Annotated in this window: 12 protein-coding genes, 2 tRNA genes and 3 rRNA genes; 8 read left to right on the top strand and 9 right to left on the bottom strand. The window is 54.9% G+C overall.

What is annotated here, in order from left to right; translation table 11 throughout:
- The first annotated feature begins 162 nt into the window (after positions 1–162).
- The 6 genes from M9920_02710 (at position 163) to M9920_02735 (ending at position 6,141) form a co-directional block, all read left to right on the top strand.
- The gene (locus M9920_02710) at positions 163–1,212 is read left to right on the top strand and encodes a DNA polymerase III subunit (GenBank protein ID MCO5051200.1); all 1,050 of its coding nucleotides are present in this window, start codon (positions 163–165) and stop codon (positions 1,210–1,212) included.
- A 104-nt stretch (positions 1,213–1,316) separates the two neighbouring features.
- A complete protein-coding gene (locus M9920_02715) occupies positions 1,317–2,591 on the top strand; it encodes an O-antigen ligase family protein (GenBank protein ID MCO5051201.1) in 1,275 nt (424 codons plus the stop codon).
- The gene (aroQ, locus tag M9920_02720) at positions 2,588–3,034 is read left to right on the top strand and encodes a type II 3-dehydroquinate dehydratase (GenBank protein ID MCO5051202.1); all 447 of its coding nucleotides are present in this window, start codon (positions 2,588–2,590) and stop codon (positions 3,032–3,034) included. The genes M9920_02715 and aroQ overlap by 4 nt, the downstream gene beginning before the upstream one ends.
- A gap of 192 nt (positions 3,035–3,226) precedes the next feature.
- On the top strand, positions 3,227–3,700 hold the full coding sequence (gene accB / locus M9920_02725; GenBank protein ID MCO5051203.1) for an acetyl-CoA carboxylase biotin carboxyl carrier protein: 474 nt from the start codon (positions 3,227–3,229) through the stop codon (positions 3,698–3,700).
- 45 nt (positions 3,701–3,745) lie between these two features.
- Positions 3,746–5,128: an acetyl-CoA carboxylase biotin carboxylase subunit gene (gene accC / locus M9920_02730; GenBank protein ID MCO5051204.1), complete on the top strand. Its 1,383-nt coding sequence runs from the start codon at positions 3,746–3,748 to the stop codon at positions 5,126–5,128.
- 101 nt (positions 5,129–5,229) lie between these two features.
- The gene (locus M9920_02735) at positions 5,230–6,141 is read left to right on the top strand and encodes an SMP-30/gluconolactonase/LRE family protein (protein MCO5051205.1); all 912 of its coding nucleotides are present in this window, start codon (positions 5,230–5,232) and stop codon (positions 6,139–6,141) included.
- Between the two features lie 59 nt (positions 6,142–6,200).
- On the opposite strand, the gene rrf is transcribed toward M9920_02735, so the two are convergent.
- The 7 genes from rrf to M9920_02770 form a co-directional block, all read right to left on the bottom strand.
- A 5S ribosomal RNA gene (rrf, locus tag M9920_02740) occupies positions 6,201–6,316 on the bottom strand.
- 108 nt (positions 6,317–6,424) lie between these two features.
- Positions 6,425–9,295 (bottom strand): 23S ribosomal RNA (locus M9920_02745).
- Positions 9,296–9,449: 154 nt separating this feature from the next.
- Positions 9,450–9,526: transfer RNA gene (locus M9920_02750), tRNA-Ile, on the bottom strand.
- Between the two features lie 8 nt (positions 9,527–9,534).
- Positions 9,535–9,610 (bottom strand) — tRNA-Ala (locus tag M9920_02755).
- A gap of 240 nt (positions 9,611–9,850) precedes the next feature.
- Positions 9,851–11,403, bottom strand: a 16S ribosomal RNA gene (locus tag M9920_02760).
- The 16S, 23S and 5S rRNA genes sit together here with 2 tRNA genes alongside, the layout of an rRNA operon.
- Before the next feature lie 475 nt (positions 11,404–11,878).
- Complete coding sequence (locus M9920_02765) at positions 11,879–12,628, bottom strand: type III pantothenate kinase (protein MCO5051206.1); 750 nt, start codon at positions 12,626–12,628, stop codon at positions 11,879–11,881.
- On the bottom strand, positions 12,625–13,605 hold the full coding sequence (locus tag M9920_02770; protein MCO5051207.1) for a biotin--[acetyl-CoA-carboxylase] ligase: 981 nt from the start codon (positions 13,603–13,605) through the stop codon (positions 12,625–12,627). The genes M9920_02765 and M9920_02770 overlap by 4 nt, the downstream gene beginning before the upstream one ends.
- 115 nt (positions 13,606–13,720) lie before the next feature.
- Here M9920_02770 and M9920_02775 point away from each other — a divergent pair, with 115 nt between their 5' ends.
- Together M9920_02775 and M9920_02780 are read left to right on the top strand one after the other, a co-directional pair.
- The gene (locus tag M9920_02775; GenBank protein MCO5051208.1) at positions 13,721–14,692 is read left to right on the top strand and encodes a KpsF/GutQ family sugar-phosphate isomerase; all 972 of its coding nucleotides are present in this window, start codon (positions 13,721–13,723) and stop codon (positions 14,690–14,692) included.
- A 70-nt stretch (positions 14,693–14,762) separates the two neighbouring features.
- Entirely contained in the window at positions 14,763–15,512 is a 750-nt protein-coding gene (locus M9920_02780; protein MCO5051209.1) for a prolyl oligopeptidase family serine peptidase, read from the top strand.
- Positions 15,513–15,534: 22 nt separating this feature from the next.
- Here the strand turns inward: M9920_02780 and bioD are convergent, their stop codons facing one another.
- Both bioD and mutL read right to left on the bottom strand, forming a co-directional pair.
- Positions 15,535–16,146: a dethiobiotin synthase gene (gene bioD / locus M9920_02785; protein ID MCO5051210.1), complete on the bottom strand. Its 612-nt coding sequence runs from the start codon at positions 16,144–16,146 to the stop codon at positions 15,535–15,537.
- Positions 16,143–18,173 carry a DNA mismatch repair endonuclease MutL gene (mutL, locus tag M9920_02790; protein ID MCO5051211.1) on the bottom strand — a complete coding sequence of 677 codons (2,031 nt, stop codon included), beginning with the start codon at positions 18,171–18,173 and terminating at the stop codon, positions 16,143–16,145. The genes bioD and mutL overlap by 4 nt, the downstream gene beginning before the upstream one ends.
- Between the last annotated feature and the right edge of the window lie 23 nt (positions 18,174–18,196).

Below are 18,196 nucleotides of genomic sequence, written 5' to 3' on the forward strand. Positions count from 1 at the left end.
TCACCTTGATTTGAGGTCCGACAAATGGTCGGAATATCGGATCATTCTGAAGCTTTTACTGAAACGCCACCTCAGTATAAACTGAACCGAACGAAACAATGAGTGCCAAAACATTTACCGGACGAGCCACACCGACGGCGGACCGTTGAGAGGTTGTTGCGTATGGCCTTCACCGATTTTCCAGACCAGGCGCAGGGCGTCGAGTTGTTGCAGCGCTCGCTGCAACGGGGCCGACTGGGCCACGCCTACCTGTTCACCGGCAACCAGATTGACCCTTTGGAAGCCCTGGCCAAAACTCTGGCCAAAACTTTGAACTGCCAGAATCCGCGCAAGGTTGACGGGCAACCGGTGGATTGCTGTGACGTTTGCCTGAGCTGCAAAAAGGTGGACCAGGAAATTCACGGCGACGTGTTCTGGCTGCGCCCGGAATCCAAATCCCGCCAGATCAAAATCGAATTTATCACTCGTCGCGACGAGAGTCCGTCTCGTGTGCTTCTGGACGCCATCAACCTGAAAGCTCGCGAGAGCGAGTTCAAAATCGCCATCATTTCGGGGGCGGATCGGTTGACCGTCTCCGCCGCCAATGCCTTTCTCAAAACGCTCGAGGAACCGCCACCGAAATCCGTGATTATTTTATTATCCACGGCGCCAACCCGCGTTCTGGAGACGATTCTGTCGCGCTGTCTGCGTTTGAACTTCGGGACGGAAAACTCACGCGATTGGAGTGATGAAGTACAAACCTGGTTGGAGCGTTTCAGCGCCCTGGCCGGGCAGGAGCAGAAAAGTCTGCTGGGTAGATACCGGTTGCTCGACGTGCTGACTTCGTACCTGGCGAAAATGAGAGAGGCGGTAGATGCGGAACTGACCAGCAAATCGCCGCTGGAAAGGTATGAGGAGATCGAGAAAGACTTGCGCAAACAATGGCAGGACGAATTGAAAGCCGCCATCGAAGCCGAATACCGCCACCGGCGCGACGAGGTGCTTCTGGGGTTGCAATGGTGGCTGCGCGATATCTGGCTGCACACCTTGAAGAGTGAACCCAGAATGTTGGGCTTCCCGAAAACGACCGACACGAGCACGATCGCCGGACGGCTCACGCCCCGCGAGGCCCAAGAGAACTTGAAGGTGTTTGACCATTTACACCGTCTGCTTCACACCAACGTCCAGGAAGCTCTCGCACTGGAAGTTTGCCTGCTTAAGTTACACCTTTAACCCGCTCACGCATGTCGCGCCGCCAGGCATCTCTCGCCACTCCGCCCAATCGCGGCCACCGAGCTGCTTTCTGGTTTGCGCTGTTGTGGGGAACTTTCCTCGGGATGGCGCTGCTGAAATTCAGCACGCCAACGGTAATGGATCACTTCCTTGACCTGCCGACGAACGGCTTTGAGTGGTTGGTTTTCGCCTGGCCGCTGCGGGTGGCTTATCCATTCATGGGGTTGGCGGCGCTGGTTGGATTAATGGCCTGGCGCAAACCCGAATTCAGACCGCGATGGTTCATTTTTCTGCCGTTGGGTTGGTTTGCGTGGCAAAGCCTCGCGGCACTTCAAAGTCTCGACCCGGCGCTTTCCTTCGGAGTACTGCCACACTTTTTGGCCTGCTTGGTTGGTTTCTACTTGGGATTGGTTAGCTTGAATCTCCGCGATAAATCCTTCGCTCTATGGCTTCCGCTGACGCTGGCTTTTGGCGTCATGGTCAGCGTAGGGTTTGATCAACACTTCGGCGGCTTGGAAAAAACGCGCGAGTATTTTTGGAAGGAGCTATATCCCAAACTGACCAATGTGCCGCCGGAATACCTGCAAAAAATGCAGAGCAACCGCATTTTTTCGACAGTGTTTTATCCCAACGCCTTCGCCGGCGCGTTGCTGCTCCTGACGCCGCCACTGCTGACTTGGATCTGGCAGGCCAAGCTCCAATTCACCCGCGGCGCGCGCGGTTTGCTGTGCGGCGCGCTCGGCATCGGTAGCGCCGCCTGCCTGTATTGGACCGGCTCGAAAGGCGGCTGGCTGCTCGCATTGTTCGCCGGTTGGATCGCGTTGCTGCACCAAAACTTCTCCAAACAACTCAAGCTGGCGCTGATTGTACTATTGCTCATTGGCGGTGGATTGGGATTTTACTTCAAAAACCGGGAGTATATGCAACGCGGCGCGGCGAGTGTTGTGGCGCGATTTGATTACTGGCGTGCCGCCTGGCAAACCGCATTGGAGCGACCTTGGTTGGGCACCGGCCCGGCAACATTTGCGATCGCCTATCAGAAAGTGAAAAAACCGGAATCTGAAATGGCCCGATTGGCGCACAATGATTATCTCCAACAAGCCTCCGATTCCGGATTTCCCGGGCTGCTGAGTTATCTGATTTTCATTGGCGGAGCAATGGCGCTGACCTATCGCCGGTTGGAGTGGCGCAAAAACCCATTGGCAGCAGGCGTCTGGCTCGGGCTGTTGACCTGGGCACTGCAATCCACATTTGAATTCACTCTCTACGTGCCTTCCCTGGCGTGGATTGCCTTCACTTTGATGGGTTGGCTGTTGACCTTCACCTGGGAAACAAATGGACAAAAGCCGACGTCTGTACCTAACCTGCCCTCGCGATGAAGATTCTCTTTCTTAACGGCCCCAACCTCAACTTGCTGGGCACGCGAGAACCGGAGGTTTATGGCCGGACCACCTTGGCAGACATTGAAGCGCTAGTCCAAGAACAAGCGAAGGCGAGACGAGCAACAGTGGAATTTCGACAGTCGAACCTGGAAGGCGAGCTGGTCGGATGGGTTCAATCGGCCCGGCAGAACTTTCAGGCCATTGTTTTGAACGCAGCGGCTTATACTCATACCAGCATTGCTTTGAGGGATGCCATTTCTGCAATTGGTATTCCGACGATTGAAATCCACCTTTCCAATGTCCACGCACGCGAACAATTTCGCCATAAATCGTTCATCGCCGGCGTTTGCAAAGGACAAATCTCCGGATTTGGAAAATATTCCTACGTTTTAGCACTACTGGCTGCCATTAACCTTATCGAAGCAGAAAACGCAGGTTAGCTCCCACTTCCAGCAGATTATTTTGTATTTTTTGAATTGTCTTTACGCTTGACGGATAGTCGCTCCATCCCTAGCGTGTCCATGTTGTTTAACAGATGAGAAGCAGGATCAAACTTTGGTCTCTGCTTTTTTCGTTCCTGATGCGATTTCTGGAAAAAGAGGAACAAAATACAACTTTAACGATCACAACCTGTGGATCTCAAAGACATTAAGGCCATCATTGATCTGATGAAGAAGAATTCCGTTTCGGAATTCGAGCTGGAAAAACAAGACTTCAAGATTCGCCTAAAGCGCGGAATATCGGGCGGCGTTGCTCCAAGTGAAACCACTGCTCAGCCGGTGCTGGGTTATCCAGCCGCCCCTGCAGCCTTAACCGCTACCGCCGTAACGACCGCTGTTCCGCCCGGGCAAATCGCTGTCTCAAATGATGCCGACATCAAGTCGCCGATGATTGGCACTTTCTATCGCTCTCCTTCCCCGGATGCCGCTCCGTATGTTGACGTCGGTACGGAGGTGAATCCGGAAACGGTCGTCTGCATCATCGAAGCCATGAAAGTCATGAACGAAATCAAGGCCGAGGTTCACGGGGTCATTACCCAGGTCTTGATTGAGAACGCGAAACCAGTGGAATTCGGCCAACCACTATTCAAAATTCGTCCATCTTGAAACCCACCGACTGTCGTGTGCTCCTCGCGCAACTGATCAACTCACATGTTTGAGAAGATTCTTGTAGCCAACCGCGGAGAGATTGCCGTTCGGGTGATCCGTGCGTGCAAAGAGTTGAATATCCGCACGGTGGCGGTTTATTCGGAAGCGGATGCGAATTCGATGCACGTTCAACTCGCGGACGAAGCCATTTGCATCGGAAAGGCCAGTTCCTCGGATAGTTACCTTCGGATTGATCGAATCATCAGCGCGGCGGAAATCGCCGACGTAGATGCCCTTCATCCAGGTTACGGATTTCTTTCCGAGAACGCTCACTTCGCGGATGTTTGCGACAGTTGCAACATCCGCTTTATTGGTCCGGGCTCCCGGGCCATGAACGCCCTGGAAGACAAGGCCATCAGCCGTCAATTAGCCAAAAAGGCAGGCGTGCCAACGCCCCCCGGATCCGATGGTATTGTGGAGAATGAGAAGGACGCTTTGGTCGTCGCAAAAAAAATCGGTTACCCGGTGATGATCAAAGCCGTGGCGGGAGGCGGCGGGCGCGGGATGCGGATTGCGCACAATGACATTTCTCTGATCAAGGGCTATCACACCGCGCGCACAGAAGCGGAAAAAGCGTTCGGCAACTCGGCGGTGTACATCGAGAAATTCATTGAGAATCCTCATCACATCGAATTCCAGATTCTCGGCGACGCCCGTGGAAACATCATCCACCTGGGCGAACGCGATTGCTCGGTTCAACGCCGGAATCAGAAAGTGGTTGAAGAAACCCCTTCTCCATTGATCGAAAACCGGTTCCCCAAGCTCCGCAAGGAAATGGGCAAGGCCGCCATCCGCATCGCCCAGGCGGCGCATTATACCAATGCCGGCACGGTGGAATTCGTCGTGGATGACAAAGGCAATTATTACTTTTTGGAAGTCAACAAACGCATCCAGGTCGAACATCCGATCACCGAAGAAGTCACCGGTGTGGATTTGATCAAACAGCAAATCTGGATCGCGGCTGGAGAACCGTTAAAGCTCTCCCAGAGCAACCTGCAATTTCGCGGTCACGCCATCGAGTGCCGGATCAACGCGGAAGATCCGTTTGATGATTTTCGTCCAAGTCCGGGCCGCATAGAAATGTATTACCAGCCCGGCGGACGCGGCACACGGGTGGACACGCATGTCTATGCCGGCTATTCAATTCCGCCGCATTACGATTCGATGATTGGCAAACTGATCACCTACGGCAAAGACCGCCGCGAGGCCATGGATAAAATGAGTCGCGCCTTGGGTGAGTTTCTTATCAGCGGAATCAAAACGACGATTTCATTCCAACAAGCCATCCTGCAGGACCCCAACTTTCGGCGCGGCGTTTACTCCACCAACTTCGTTGAACAGTTGCTTAGTGGGGCGCGCCGGGAGCTGTTGGAGGAAAAAATCTAAACCTCCAACCGGCTTCGTTCGGCCACCTTGGAGTTTTGGCAAGTTCCACCGGGGGAAGATTTCCGATTGCGCATCCGTTTAATTCCGTCAGGATGACGGGAATGAAATCACTGCCATCACTTCTGCTCGCAAGTCTGTTGACAACACAGGTTGTCGCCCAAACCGGAACAACCTCCACCTCGGTCATCGCTGCCGGAGCGCAACTGGAGAAACTGGCCGGAGACTTCGCCTTCACCGAAGGTCCGACTTGTGATTCCGCGGGCAATCTCTTTTTCACCGATCAACCTAATGACCGCATTCTGAAGTGGAGCGTATCGGGAACCCTATCCACCTTCCTACAACCAGCGGGTCGCGCCAACGGAATGTATTTCGATGCGCACGGCAATTTGATGGCCTGTGCCGACGAAAAGACCGCACTCTGGAGCATCGCGCCGGACCAGACGATCACGGTGATCACCAACGCCTTTCAAAGGAAGGCGTTGAATGGACCAAACGACGTTTGGGTGCGTCGCGATGGATCGCTCTTTTTCACTGATCCGTTTTACAAACGCACCTGGTGGAATTACAACAAACCACCGCAGGGCACGGAACAAGTTTATTTTCTTTCGGCGGATCGTCGTGATTTGCGGCGCGTGACCACGGATCTGGTTCAGCCCAATGGATTGATCGGTACGCCGGACGGCAAAAAATTATTCGTGGCGGATATCCGCGCGAATAAGACCTGGGTGTACGACATTCGGGACGACGGGAGCTTGACGGACAAAACTTTGCGTTGCGACCTAGGCGCTGATGGAATCACATTGGACACCGAAGGGAATCTATATCTTACCGGGCGCAAAGGGGTCACGGTTGTTGATCCAACCGGAAAACAAATTGATTTAATTGTTGTTCCCGAACCTTGGACCGCAAATGTCAGTTTCGGCGGAAGCGATCATCAAACCTTGTTCATCACCGCGAGCAAGGGGCTGTATGCCATCAAGCTGAAGTATAAGGGCGCCAACGCTGCAAAATAATAAGGTCTTCAACGCGATAAAAACCAAAGGCCGGATCGCGTGATCCGGCCTTTTTGAAAGAATGGCGACGACCTACTCTCGCAGAACCTATAGAACTACTACCATCGGCCCGGCAGTGTTTGACGGCCGTGTTCGGAATGGGAACGGGTCGGACCACTGCGGTATGGTCACCATAAAATGTTTAGACTGTTAAAGAACTCCACGGCGGAGGTTCTCTGAAAACTACACACAGGTCATGGGCTACAATTCGTGAGTAAAATCGCAGCTCTCCGGAAGGAGAGTTACGATCAAGCCTCACGACCGATTAGTACTGGTCAACTGAACACCTCGCGATGCTTACATCTCCAGCCTATCAAACGGGTAGTCTGCCCGTGGTCTTTAGGGAGCTTGCGCTCCGGGAAACAATATCTTGGGAGGAGCTTGGCACTTAGATGCTTTCAGCGCTTATCTCTTCCGCACATGGCTACGCAGCGATGCCCCTGATGGAACAACTGCCACACCAGAAGTGCGTCTAACCCGGTCCTCTCGTACTAAGGTTAGAACCCCTCAAGTTTCCTGCGCCCACAGTGGATAAGGACCGAACTGTCTCACGACGTTCTGAACCCAGCTCGCGTACCGCTTTAACCGGCGAACAGCCGGACCCTTGGGACCTTCTCCAGCCCCAGGAAGCGATGAGCCGACATCGAGGTGCCAAACCGCTTCGTCGATATGAACTCTTGGAAGCGATCAGCCTGTTATCCCTAGCGTACCTTTTGTCCGATGAGCGACGGCAATTCCATTTTCCACCGTCGGATCATTTGGGCCTGCTTTCGCACCTGCTCGACTTGTCTGTCTCACAGTTAACCTGGTTTCTAGCCATACCCTCAACGCACGATTGCCAACCGTGCTGAACCAAGCTTCGCGCTCCTCCGTTACTCTTTGGGAGGAAACCGCCCCAGTCAAACTGACCCGCACGCACTGTCCCCCGCCTGGCTTCACAGGAATCGAGGTTAGAATTCTAATTAACTTAGAGTGGTGTTTCACATTGCGACTCCACGAACCCCGAAGGGCTCGCTTCAAAGTCTCCCACCTACGCTACGCAAAATTAATCAAAACCCAATACGAGCTTACAGTAAAGGTGCATAGGGTCTTTCCGTCCTACTGCGGGCAGGCGGCATCTTCACCGCCGTTACAGTTTCGCCGAGATCCTCTCCGAGACAGTCGTTCAGTCGTTACACGATTCGTGCAGGTCGGAACTTACCCGACAAGGAATTTCGCTACCTTAGGACCGTTATAGTTACGGCCGACATTCACGGGGACTTGGCCACCGAGCTTCGCCTTACGGCTGACAAGATGGTTTGATCTTTCCGCATTGGTCACGTGTCACACCCTATACGTCGTCTTCACGACTTGGCAGAGTGCTGTGCTTTTGTTAAACAGTCGCTAAACGCTATTTACTGTGGCTCACCGAAGTGAGCACCTCTTCTCCCGAAGTTACGAGGCAAATGTGCCGAGTTCCTTAGAGAGGTTTCTCTCGCGCGCCTGAGTGCGTTTACACTCACCCACCTGTGTCGGTTTACGGTACGGGTCACCCGGGGAACAACTGCGAATTTTTCTCGGCACAGAATCCCACCCATGCGCTTCGGGCGAACCCTAAGCTCAACATTCGATTGTCTAGTGGATGTCATTCCATGCGTGTTCACAGCCTTAACCCGGGCAAGCGCAGGAATATTTAACCTGCTGTGCATCGTTTACGCCTTACGGCCTCAACTTAGCTCCCGGCTAACCCTGGGAGGACGAACCTGGCCCAGGAAACCTTGGGTTTACGGCGAACAGGATTCTCACCTGTTTTATCGCTACTCGTGTCTGCATTCTCACTAAGCAACGCTCCACTTTCCGTTTCCGTCCAGCTTCACTGCGTTGATTACGCTCTCCTACCACTGAATTCCGGCGAACCGGAATCCAATCCATAGCTTCGGTATGTGATTTGATCGCCAATCATTTTCGGCGCGACATCGCTCGATGAGTCAGCTATTACGCATTGTTTAAATGATGGCTGCCTCTAAGCCAACATCCTCACTGTCTAAGCAACGTCACATCCTTTCCACTTAATCACATTTAGGCACCTTAGCTGATGGTCTGGGCTGTTGCCCTCTCGACCACAGATCTTATCACCTGCAGTCTGACTGCTCTGGTACTGAGACCGACGGTATTCGGAGTTTGATTGGTTTTGGCAGCCTGGTGAGGCCCCTAAGCCATTCAGTGCTCTACCTCCGTCGGGTACTTCCAGAACACTCGCCCTCAAGCGATTTCGGAGAGAACCAGCTATCACGGGGTTTGATTAGTCTTTCGCTCCTACTCTCAAGTCATCTCAGGATTTTTCAACATCCACGAGTTCGGTCCTTCACTGCGTGTTACCGCAGTTTCAACCTGCTCAAGAGTAGATCACCTCCGCTTCGGGTCTATTGCCAGCGACTGATCGCGCTATTGGCACTCGGTTTCCCTTCGCCTCCAGTTCATCGAACCTTAGGCTGGCCACTGACAATAACTCGCAGACTCATTATGCAAAAGGCAAGCTGTCACCACTTGCGTGGCTCCAACACATTGTAGGCAGATGGTTTCAGGTACTATTTCACTCCGCTCGCAGCGGTTCTTTTCACCTTTCCCTCGCGGTACTAGTTCACTATCGGTTGCCAGGTAGTATTTAGCCTTATCCCATGGTCGGGACGGATTCGCACAGAGTTTCACTTACACCGTGCTACTTGGGATACCTCTAGACGTCCTTTCGTTTTCGCTCACCCGGCTGTCACGGTCTTTGGCCCAACTTTCCAGAAGGTTAAACTAACGATCAGACTATCACATTAAGGTCCCACAACCCCGGGAAGACAAGTCCTCCCGGTTTAGGCTGTTCCGCTTTCGCTCGCCACTACTGACGGAATCACTTCGTTTTCTTTTCCTGCGGTTACTGAGATGTTTCACTTCACCGCGTTTTGCTTTGCCGGACTATGAATTCATCCGGTCAATATCCAGATGTAACTCTGGATGGGTTGTCCCATTCGGAAATCCACGGCTGGTAACGCCTGTTTGCGGCTCACCGTGGCTTATCGCAACTTACTACGTCCTTCATCGCCTCCTGGCACCAAGGCATCCACCATAAGCCCTTAGTAGCTTGATCATATATTTGAGAGCCGTCACTGCTGACGGTCACTCAGCGAATTGTAATTTTTGCCCAATATTTTACCTATGTGTAGTTGTCAAAGAACACTCCGAACCGCGCGGCGTGAGGGGTTAACCCCACTCCGTCGTTCCGGCAAATTCACTGCTTAAAGTGGTGGGCGTGACTGGATTTGAACCAGTGACCCTGCGCTTATCAAGCGCATGCTCTAACCAACTGAGCTACACGCCCAACAGAGTTGGTGGAGCTGAGGAGATTCGAACTCCTGACCTATAGCTTGCAAAGCTACCGCTCTACCAACTGAGCTACAGCCCCGTGTCATTTTGTGTTTACGCTTTGATCAACTCGCTTTTGTGAGCGTAATCGCTCATCAAGCAGCTAACCTTCAGCGTAAACCTTGACTCCGGTGGAGTCCGATTTCTACCACTTTAACTTCAAAGAGCAAACTCTTTTGAAAATTGAACTGTGCGATAAGGTATTGAACCTATCCGCCTCTTGCGAGGCGTTCGACCTCGGAAGTCCGGTTTTGATCCCGGACCCGTGGTTTCTCCTTAGAAAGGAGGTGATCCAGCCGCAGGTTCCCCTACGGCTACCTTGTTACGACTTCATCCCAATCACCAGCCATACCTTCGGCACCTTTTGAGGGGCGACTTCGGGTACAACCGGCTTTCATGATGTGACGGGCGGTGTGTACAAGGCCTGGGAACGTATTCACGGCGCCGTAGCTGATGCGCCATTACTAGCGATTCCAGCTTCATGCCGTCGAGTTGCAGACGACAATCTGAACTGGGCCCGGTTTTCTGGGATTTGCTCCACCTAACGGTCTTGCGCCCCTTTGTGCCGGGCATTGTAGTACGTGTGCAGCCCTGGCCGTAAGGGCCATGCTGACTTGACGTCATCCCCACCTTCCTCCTCGTTGAAGCGAGGCAGTCTGTCCAGAGTGCTCCCAATTAAGGGGTGGCAACAGGACACAGGGGTTGCGCTCGTTGCGGGACTTAACCCAACATCTCACGACACGAGCTGACGACAGCCATGCAGCACCTGTGCAAGCTGATATTGCTATCTCGTCTCCCTTTCAGGATTCTACTACTTGCATGTCAAGGCCAGGTAAGGTTCTTCGCGTTGCATCGAATTAAGCCACATACTCCACCGCTTGTGCAGGCCCCCGTCAATTTCTTTGAGTTTTAACCTTGCGGCCGTACTTCCCAGGCGGCGCATTTAACGCGTTAGCTTCGCCACAAGAGGGGTCGATTCCTCTTACAGCAAATGCGCACCGTTTAGGGCCAGGACTACCGGGGTATCTAATCCCGTTTGCTCCCCTGGCTTTCGTGCCTCAGCGTCAGGAAATGTCCAGAGACTCGCCTTCGCCACTGGTGTTCCACTTGATATCTACGCATTTCACTGCTACACCAAGTATTCCAGTCTCCCCTCCATTCCTCGAGCCGAATAGTTTCCGATGCCATTTCGGAGTTGAGCTCCGAGCTTTCACATCAGACTTACCCGACCGCCTACGCACCCTTTACGCCCAGTGAATCCGAACAACGCTTGGGACCTCTGTATTACCGCGGCTGCTGGCACAGAGTTAGCCGTCCCTTCCTCTTTCGCTACTATCAGCTCACGACTTATTAGATCGTAAGGTTTGATCGCAAATGACAGGGGTTTACGGGCCGAAGCCATTCATCCCCCACGCGGCGTCGCTCCATCAGGCTTTCGCCCATTGTGAAAAATTCTCGACTGCTGCCACCCGTAGGTGTCTGGACCGTGTCTCAGTTCCAGTGTGGCTGGTCGTCCTCTCAGACCAGCTACCCGTCTTAGCCTTGGTGAGCCGTTACCCCACCAACTAGCTGATAGGCCGCGGGCTTATCGAAGAGCGTCAGGCCTTACGGTCCCCAACTTTAAGTTCCAGAAGATGCCTCCCGGAAATGTCATCCAGTATTAGCTTACCTTTCGGCAAGTTATTCCAGACTCTACGGCAAATTACCCACGTATTACGCACCCTTTCGCCACTCTCACTACCAAATATTGCTACTCAACAGTGATCGTTCGACTTGCATGTCTTATCCACGCCGCCAGCGTTCGTTCTGAGCCAGAATCAAACTCTCCGTATAAAAACGTTAGTTTAACTCTTGTCCGAGGATTAATCGGACGAATTGCAATTTAAAACTCTTCAGACCCAAACCACTAACTGTTTAGAGCCTGAAGGGGCTCTCACTTATCGCACAATTCAATTTTCAAAGAGCATAGGCGTTACCGCCTAAAAGCCTGACTCAATCGCTTTTCGCCTTCGTGTTCGGAGGACAAAAAGCTGAGTGCCGTTTTATCATCTAACCCGGCATCTCAGGTTTGAGTGTTAAAGAACGCGTCGCTTTTCGCTGTCGCGCCGACTTTCACTTGGTTTTGTTTCAGTCGCCTTCACCTTTTCAGCGAAGGACGGACAAGTTAACAGGCGCAAAATAAAGCGCAAGTGTTTTATGAAAAATTTTTGCAGTGATTTCCTCAATAAAATCAGGCCTTTTCACACCTTGCGAATTTTCTATGAAAAATTTTCTTTGGACGCGCGACGTTTTTCGCTCAAACCGCCCGCTACTGCTGCTCCCGAAAAATTAATCGCAATCCTTCCAGGGTCAAATGCGGTTCCACCCGGGTGATTTCAGGCATCTTTGTCGCCAATAATCGAGCGTAGCTTCCGGTTGCCACCACTGGTAAGCGCGCCGCTTTCAACTCGCGTCGCAGTCTGGTGATCAATTCCCGGATCAGGCCGCGATAACCGTGAACTGCGCCAATCAACATGGCTTGCTTGGTACTCTTACCAATCGTTGAATCAATTTCACGAATCTTCAGGCGCGGCAACAAGGCCGTCCGTTCGTGCAGATAATCCGTCATCGCCGCCAAACCGGGAGCGATGATGCCACCCGCATAATTCCCGTAGCGATCCACCACATCGAACGTGACGGCGGTGCCAAAATCCACCACCACCACCGGTGCGCCAAAGTGATGCCGCGCCGCTGCGGCATTCGCCAAACGGTCGGCTCCAATTGAATTCGGTTGCGGATAATCAATTCCGACTCCGCGCAAAGTTTTTGGGGTTAATTCTTGGGCGCGCAAATTCCATAACTTGCGCAGCGCGCTTCGAACTTTAGGCGTAGCCTGCGGCACCACGCTGCAGATGGCGGCTCGCTGCAAGTGATTGCGACCGATAAAAATCCGCAAACGTTGCGCTGCCGTTCCCTTAAAGAAGTCCGCCGTGGGCAGATCAATCTGCCGCAGCAAGCGACGCTCATTTGCCAACCCGACGTGCGTGTTGGTGTTTCCGATATCAACGAGCAAAATCATTGAGTCCAAGTTACATCACCACCCACAATCCGCTCCAAACCACCGTGCTCCGTCCGCAAGAGCAAAGCCCCTTCGGCATCCAACGCTTCGGCGCGACCGCCGATTTTTCGGCGACCGACCTCCACCGTAACCTGTCTGCCAATCGTGGCGCACTGCGCCTCCCACTCATCGGCCAGCGCCGGGAATTCGCCCCGCCTGATCCGCGCGTAATCCACATCCAACTCACGCAAAATCGCCGTGGCCAATTCCGCACGTTCCACCGGCTTGCCGAGTTCCATTCGCAATGAGGTGGCAATCTTTCTTAGCTCCGCGGGAAACTCCATTTCCGTCAGATTCACGCTGACCCCAATGCCCAGCGTGATGTGTTTGACGCAATCCACTTCGGCGCTGAGTTCCGTGAGGATCCCCACCACTTTTTTCCCACCGATCAAAAGATCATTCGGCCATTTGATTTCAGGGCGCAATCCGGTCACCGCCCGAATCGCCCGTGCGGCGGCGGTGGCGGCGATCACCGTGAGTTGTGTCGCTTCTTGCGGGCGCAATTTCGGGCGCAACAAAAGGGAAAACCAGAGTCCTTTGCGCGTTGGCGAAATCCAGGTACGCCCCAATCGCCCACGCCCCTTCGTTTGCGCTTCGGCAAAAACCACCACGCCCTCCTTGACTCCATCCCGCGCCAATTTTTCCACGATGTCATTGGTCGAAGTGGTCCGTTCAAACACGCGGATGTCGCGACCGAGCGCCTCGGTTTTGCCCAAACGCGCCAGCAAATCGTCCGCGTGCAATACATCCGGCGCGCTCACCAGACGGTATCCCAAAACGGGACTGGCCTGAATTTCATAACCCAGCTTGCGCAGCTCTTCGATGCGCGCCCAGATCGCGGCGCGCGTAACGCCGAGTTGCTGCGATAATTCGGAACCGGAAACGCCGCCGTTTTCCACGGCTCGCAGCGCCATCAGGATTTGAGTATCCACCGTCATGATCCGAAGGTTTTGTAGCTGCCCGCCCAAGACAAGGCAAGTTCCGTCCTGCGGCTCCGCGGCCTCGGTCGCGTTCGGGATTGAATCGTCCGCCGCGTCGGCCCATGCTGTCCGGGTGAGCTATCTGCCCAACGCGCGAAAAGTATTCGATACGGAAGTCGCCGCCCTACGCGCGGTGCGGGCGCACCTGGACCAATCCTTCGACGCGGTGGTGACGCTCCTTTCGCAAACCCTCAGTCAGCGCGGTAAAATTGTCATCGTCGGTATTGGCAAATCCGGCAATGTCGGCGCAAAAATCTCCGCCACCCTGACCAGCACCGGCAGCGCGAGCGTCGTGCTGAACAGCGTCAATGCGTTGCACGGCGATCTCGGCATCATCACTGATGGCGACGTGGTGCTGGCTCTCAGTTATTCCGGCGAGTCGGACGAGCTGCTCAATTTGCTGCCCGCGATCAAGCGATTCTCCGTTAAAATCATTTCGCTCACCGGCAGCCCCAAATCCACTCTCGGTCGCCACAGCGATCTCATCTTGAATGTGCGCGTGCCCAAGGAAGCCTGCCCCTTCGCACTGGCCCCGACTTCCAGCACCACGGCCATGCTCGTAATGGGCGACGCGCTCGCCATGTCCGTCATGCAGGCGCGCGGTTTTCGACAGAGTGATTTCGCCAAATATCACCCCGCCGGCGCCATCGGACGCGCCCTGCTTTTGCGCGTCGGCGAAATCATGCGCACGGGCGAGCGCAGTGCCATCGCGAACGGAAACCTCGCGGTCAAAGAAGCGTTGCTGGTCATGACCCGGGCCAAATCCGGCTGCCTCGCCGTAGTCAACGGACGCAACAAACTCATTGGCGTTTTCACCGATGGCGATTTCCGCCGCAAGATGTCCGCGGACGAACAACTGCTCTCACGCCCGCTCAAATCCGTGATGACGCCTCATCCCATTTCCATTCGCGACACCGCCCTGGCCGTGGAAGCCGTCAAGACGTTCAACGAACGCAACATTGATGATTTAATCGTAGTGAACGCCAGGAACGAACCCGTCGGCTTGATTGATTCGCAGGATTTACCCAAACTGAAAATCGTATGATCTCGTCAATAAAATGGCCGCGTCGCCACGATCCACTTTTGCCACCCGTAATCCCATAAAATCGCCCATTATGAAAACCACTGCTCCGCTGTTGCTCGTCGCATTGACCTGCTCCCTGATCATGCCTATTCAAGCTCAAACCAATGCTCCTCTCACCGCCGCCACGTATCATTGGCAGAGCCACCGCAGCGGCACTTTGCAATATCTATTGTACCTGCCGCCCGGTTACGACGCTGCCGGCCAGAAAGACTGGCCGTTGATGTTGTTCCTGCACGGCGCGGGCGAGCGCGGCAACGACGTCAACCGCGTGGCAATTCACGGCCCCTTGCACCACGTCCAGCAAGGCCAAAGCTTCCCCTTCATCATCCTCGCGCCGCAATGTCCGGCCAACGAACTTTGGCAAAACGAACCATTGCTGGCACTGCTCAACGAGTTTACCGCCACGCACAAAGTGGATAAAAAGCGCATCTACCTGACCGGACTCAGCATGGGCGGTTATGGCACTTGGAGTCTGGGGCTGGCGCATCCCGAATTGTTTGCCGCCATCGCCCCGATTTGCGGCGGCGCCAACATGATTGAGGTCATGCTCGGCACTTGGGACAAAAGACAGGACTTGCAACGGCTGCCCATCTGGGCGTTTCACGGCGCTGATGACAATGTTGTTCCGGTCGCGGAGTCGGAACGCGTGGTCAACGCGCTCAAACAAAGCGGCGTCACCAACCTCCAACTCACCATTTATCCGAACACCAAGCACGATTCCTGGAAACCAGCCTACGCCGATCCCAAGTTTTACGAGTGGATGCTGAAGCAAAGCCGCTGAACCCGGTGAATCCGGGTCCGGTTCAGCTCTTGATCCACGGCAGAATCCGTAGCCGCGACGGCGCAATAAAATGTTGCAGCAACTGCAGGTTGGTGCGACTCGCCTTATCCGCGCGAGGTTGCTGAACCAGCACCACCCGCGCTTCCGGTCGGAGCGGCGCCGGCAACGCGTCAAGAACCAGCCGCACCTGATTGATTGCGCCCAGCTTGTTCGCCGTCACAATGATTGGCGTCGCCTTCAAAGCGACAATCAGATCACGCGAATCAAAATCCGCGCCTAGCGGACTGAGCAATCCGCCGGCGCCCTCGACCACCACGACTTCAAACGCCTTGCCGACCCGGTGAATTTGCCGTACCACTTCACGCAGTTGGACCTTGCGATGTTCTTGTGCCGCCGCCAGCACCGGGGCAATCGGCGCGCGAAAATGCCATGGGTTCACCTCGTCCAGCGAAAGCACTTGGCCTGCCGCCGCGCGCAAAATCCGGCCGTCACTGCGCCCTCCCGAAGCCACCGGTTTCAACGCGGCCACGCGGAATCCCAACTGCCGCAGATACAACGTCGCCAATGCGGTGAAAACAGTTTTCCCCACGCCCGTATCCGTGCCAGTGACGAAAAGTATTTGTGGCGACTTCATTGGGCACGTCCAAATTTTCGTTCCAGCTCGCGATAATTCATCTCGATAAGCGTGGGTCGCCCATGTGGACAGGTGTAGGGCATGGCGCAGTGCCGCAGGTCTTCCACCAAATTTTCCAACTCCCGTCCGGCCAGCGGATCATTGGCTTTCACGGCATGGCGACACACCGTTTTCGCCACCACGCTCTCGCCCAGCCGGGCGGAATTGATGCCCTGCCCCGCCGTCTTCAGTTCGTCAACCAGATCCAGCATGAATCGCCGCGCGTCACCGACTCTGACGAAAGGCGGCAGCGCATCGAGCAGAAATGTCTGTTCGCCAAACTCGCTCAAGCCCACGCCAAGGCGCGTCAACGCCTCAAGCTGGCCGCGCAAGAAATTGGCGTCGCGCGGCGCTAACTCAACCGTCTCCGGCAGCAACAGCTTTTGCGATGGCGCAAGCTCCTTGCGTTCCAATCGGGTCAACATCTGCTCAAACAGGATGCGTTCGTGCGCCGCATGTTGATCCAACAACACCAAGCCTCGATCTGATTCCAACACAACGTAGAGCCGTCCAATGACGCCCACCAACCGCAACGGCACGGCCAGAAGCGGCGGCGCGCCCACCGCGTTCGGGGCTGCCGACAAACTCGTTTCCCGTTCAGCCGTCACCGCCGCTCCCTCAGCGGAATGTTGATCTCCAGGCAGCGCGGGAAGCGGTCTGTCCACCTCGGCCGGACGGGCGGGAGCAAATCCTATTTTCAACGCGCTCTGCTCTGTCGCCCGCGACACTGCCGGTGATTGACTTGGAAATTGCGGTAACGTCGGCGTCACCATTGCGCGCGCCGTCGCCAAATCACTTGCGCGACTGACCTCTTCAGTTCCTGCAACAACTTCCAAGCGCTGCGACTCCGATGGCGCAACGGCTGGGGGTTGCTGATGAAATTTCAACAACGCCTGACGCACCGCTTCCGCCACGCCGCGTGACACTTCGCGCTCGCGATGGAACTTCACTTCGCGCTTGGTCGGATGAATGTTCACATCCACCGCCGCCGGATCAATTTCGAGAAACAAACAACCAACCGGATAACGGCCTTTCATCAAAGCGGTGTGGTAGCCCTCCAACAGGGCAAAATTGACGCTGCGATTTTCCACCGGGCGACGGTTCACGAACACGTATTGGTCCTGCCGATTCGCTCGCGAGACACCCGGCGCACCAATCAATCCCCAAACCCGGAATTGTGGATTTCGAGCTGCGTGCCCCGATGCGGGAAGCTCCGGAAGCGCATTCTCAAATGATTCCGTCTCATCGAAAGTCTCACGCTCCTCCACCGCGTAGTCCGCCGTGAAATCCACTTCGACCAATTTCACTTCTCCGAGCAACGCGCGAATCCGCTCGCGCAAGGCGACTAATTTTTCCGCGGTAGTCGCGCCGGAACGCTGAGCCGGAAGCTGCCAGACTGTGCGTCCGTCCTTGAGAAAAGTGAATGCCACCTGCGGAAACGCCAGTGCCGCCAAGGTCAGATAGTGCTGGATGTGCGCCGCTTCTGTTTCCTCCGTGCGCAAAAATTTTCGACGGGCCGGCAGATTGAAAAACAACTGACGCACCTCGACGCTCGTGCCGGTGGCGCAACCGGCGGCCTTGACCTCGATAATCTTGCCGCCGTTGACCACGACCTGCGTGCCCTCCGGCGAGGCACTATCGCGCTCACGGGTCGTCAGCGTGAAGCGACTGACGCTCGCGATACTCGGCAGCGCTTCCCCGCGAAATCCCATCGTGGCAATCACCGCCAAATCCTGCGCCTTGCTGATCTTGCTGGTGGCGTGGCGTTCGAGACACAGCAGCGCGTCATCGCGGTTCATTCCACGGCCATCATCCGTCACCCGCACCAAACTGCGCCCGCCCGCCTGAACCTCCACCAGAATGCGCAACGCTCCGGCATCCAGCGAATTTTCGACCAGTTCCTTGACGATGCTCGCCGGTCGCTCGATCACTTCGCCCGCGGCGATTTGATTGGCGACCTGTTCCGATAACAGGCGGATGCAATTCATCAACCAGCAGAGTGACGAGAGAC

It is taken from the genome of Verrucomicrobiia bacterium (assembly GCA_023953615.1).
Classification (GTDB): domain Bacteria; phylum Verrucomicrobiota; class Verrucomicrobiia; order Limisphaerales; family JADLHS01; genus JADLHS01.

Bases quoted from the DNA above. Each gene is read 5' to 3' on its own strand.
- M9920_02710 (MCO5051200.1), top strand. From the start codon at position 163: ATGGCCTTCACCGATTTTCCAGACCAGGCGCAGGGCGTCGAGTTGTTG.
- M9920_02715 (MCO5051201.1), top strand. From the start codon at position 1,317: ATGGCGCTGCTGAAATTCAGCACGCCAACGGTAATGGATCACTTCCTT.
- aroQ (MCO5051202.1), top strand. From the start codon at position 2,588: ATGAAGATTCTCTTTCTTAACGGCCCCAACCTCAACTTGCTGGGCACG.
- accC (MCO5051204.1), top strand. From the start codon at position 3,746: ATGTTTGAGAAGATTCTTGTAGCCAACCGCGGAGAGATTGCCGTTCGG.
- M9920_02735 (MCO5051205.1), top strand. From the start codon at position 5,230: ATGAAATCACTGCCATCACTTCTGCTCGCAAGTCTGTTGACAACACAG.
- M9920_02765 (MCO5051206.1), bottom strand. From the start codon at position 12,628: ATGATTTTGCTCGTTGATATCGGAAACACCAACACGCACGTCGGGTTG.
- M9920_02770 (MCO5051207.1), bottom strand. From the start codon at position 13,605: ATGACGGTGGATACTCAAATCCTGATGGCGCTGCGAGCCGTGGAAAAC.
- M9920_02780 (MCO5051209.1), top strand. From the start codon at position 14,763: ATGAAAACCACTGCTCCGCTGTTGCTCGTCGCATTGACCTGCTCCCTG.
- bioD (MCO5051210.1), bottom strand. From the start codon at position 16,146: ATGAAGTCGCCACAAATACTTTTCGTCACTGGCACGGATACGGGCGTG.
- mutL (MCO5051211.1), bottom strand. From the start codon at position 18,173: ATGAATTGCATCCGCCTGTTATCGGAACAGGTCGCCAATCAAATCGCC.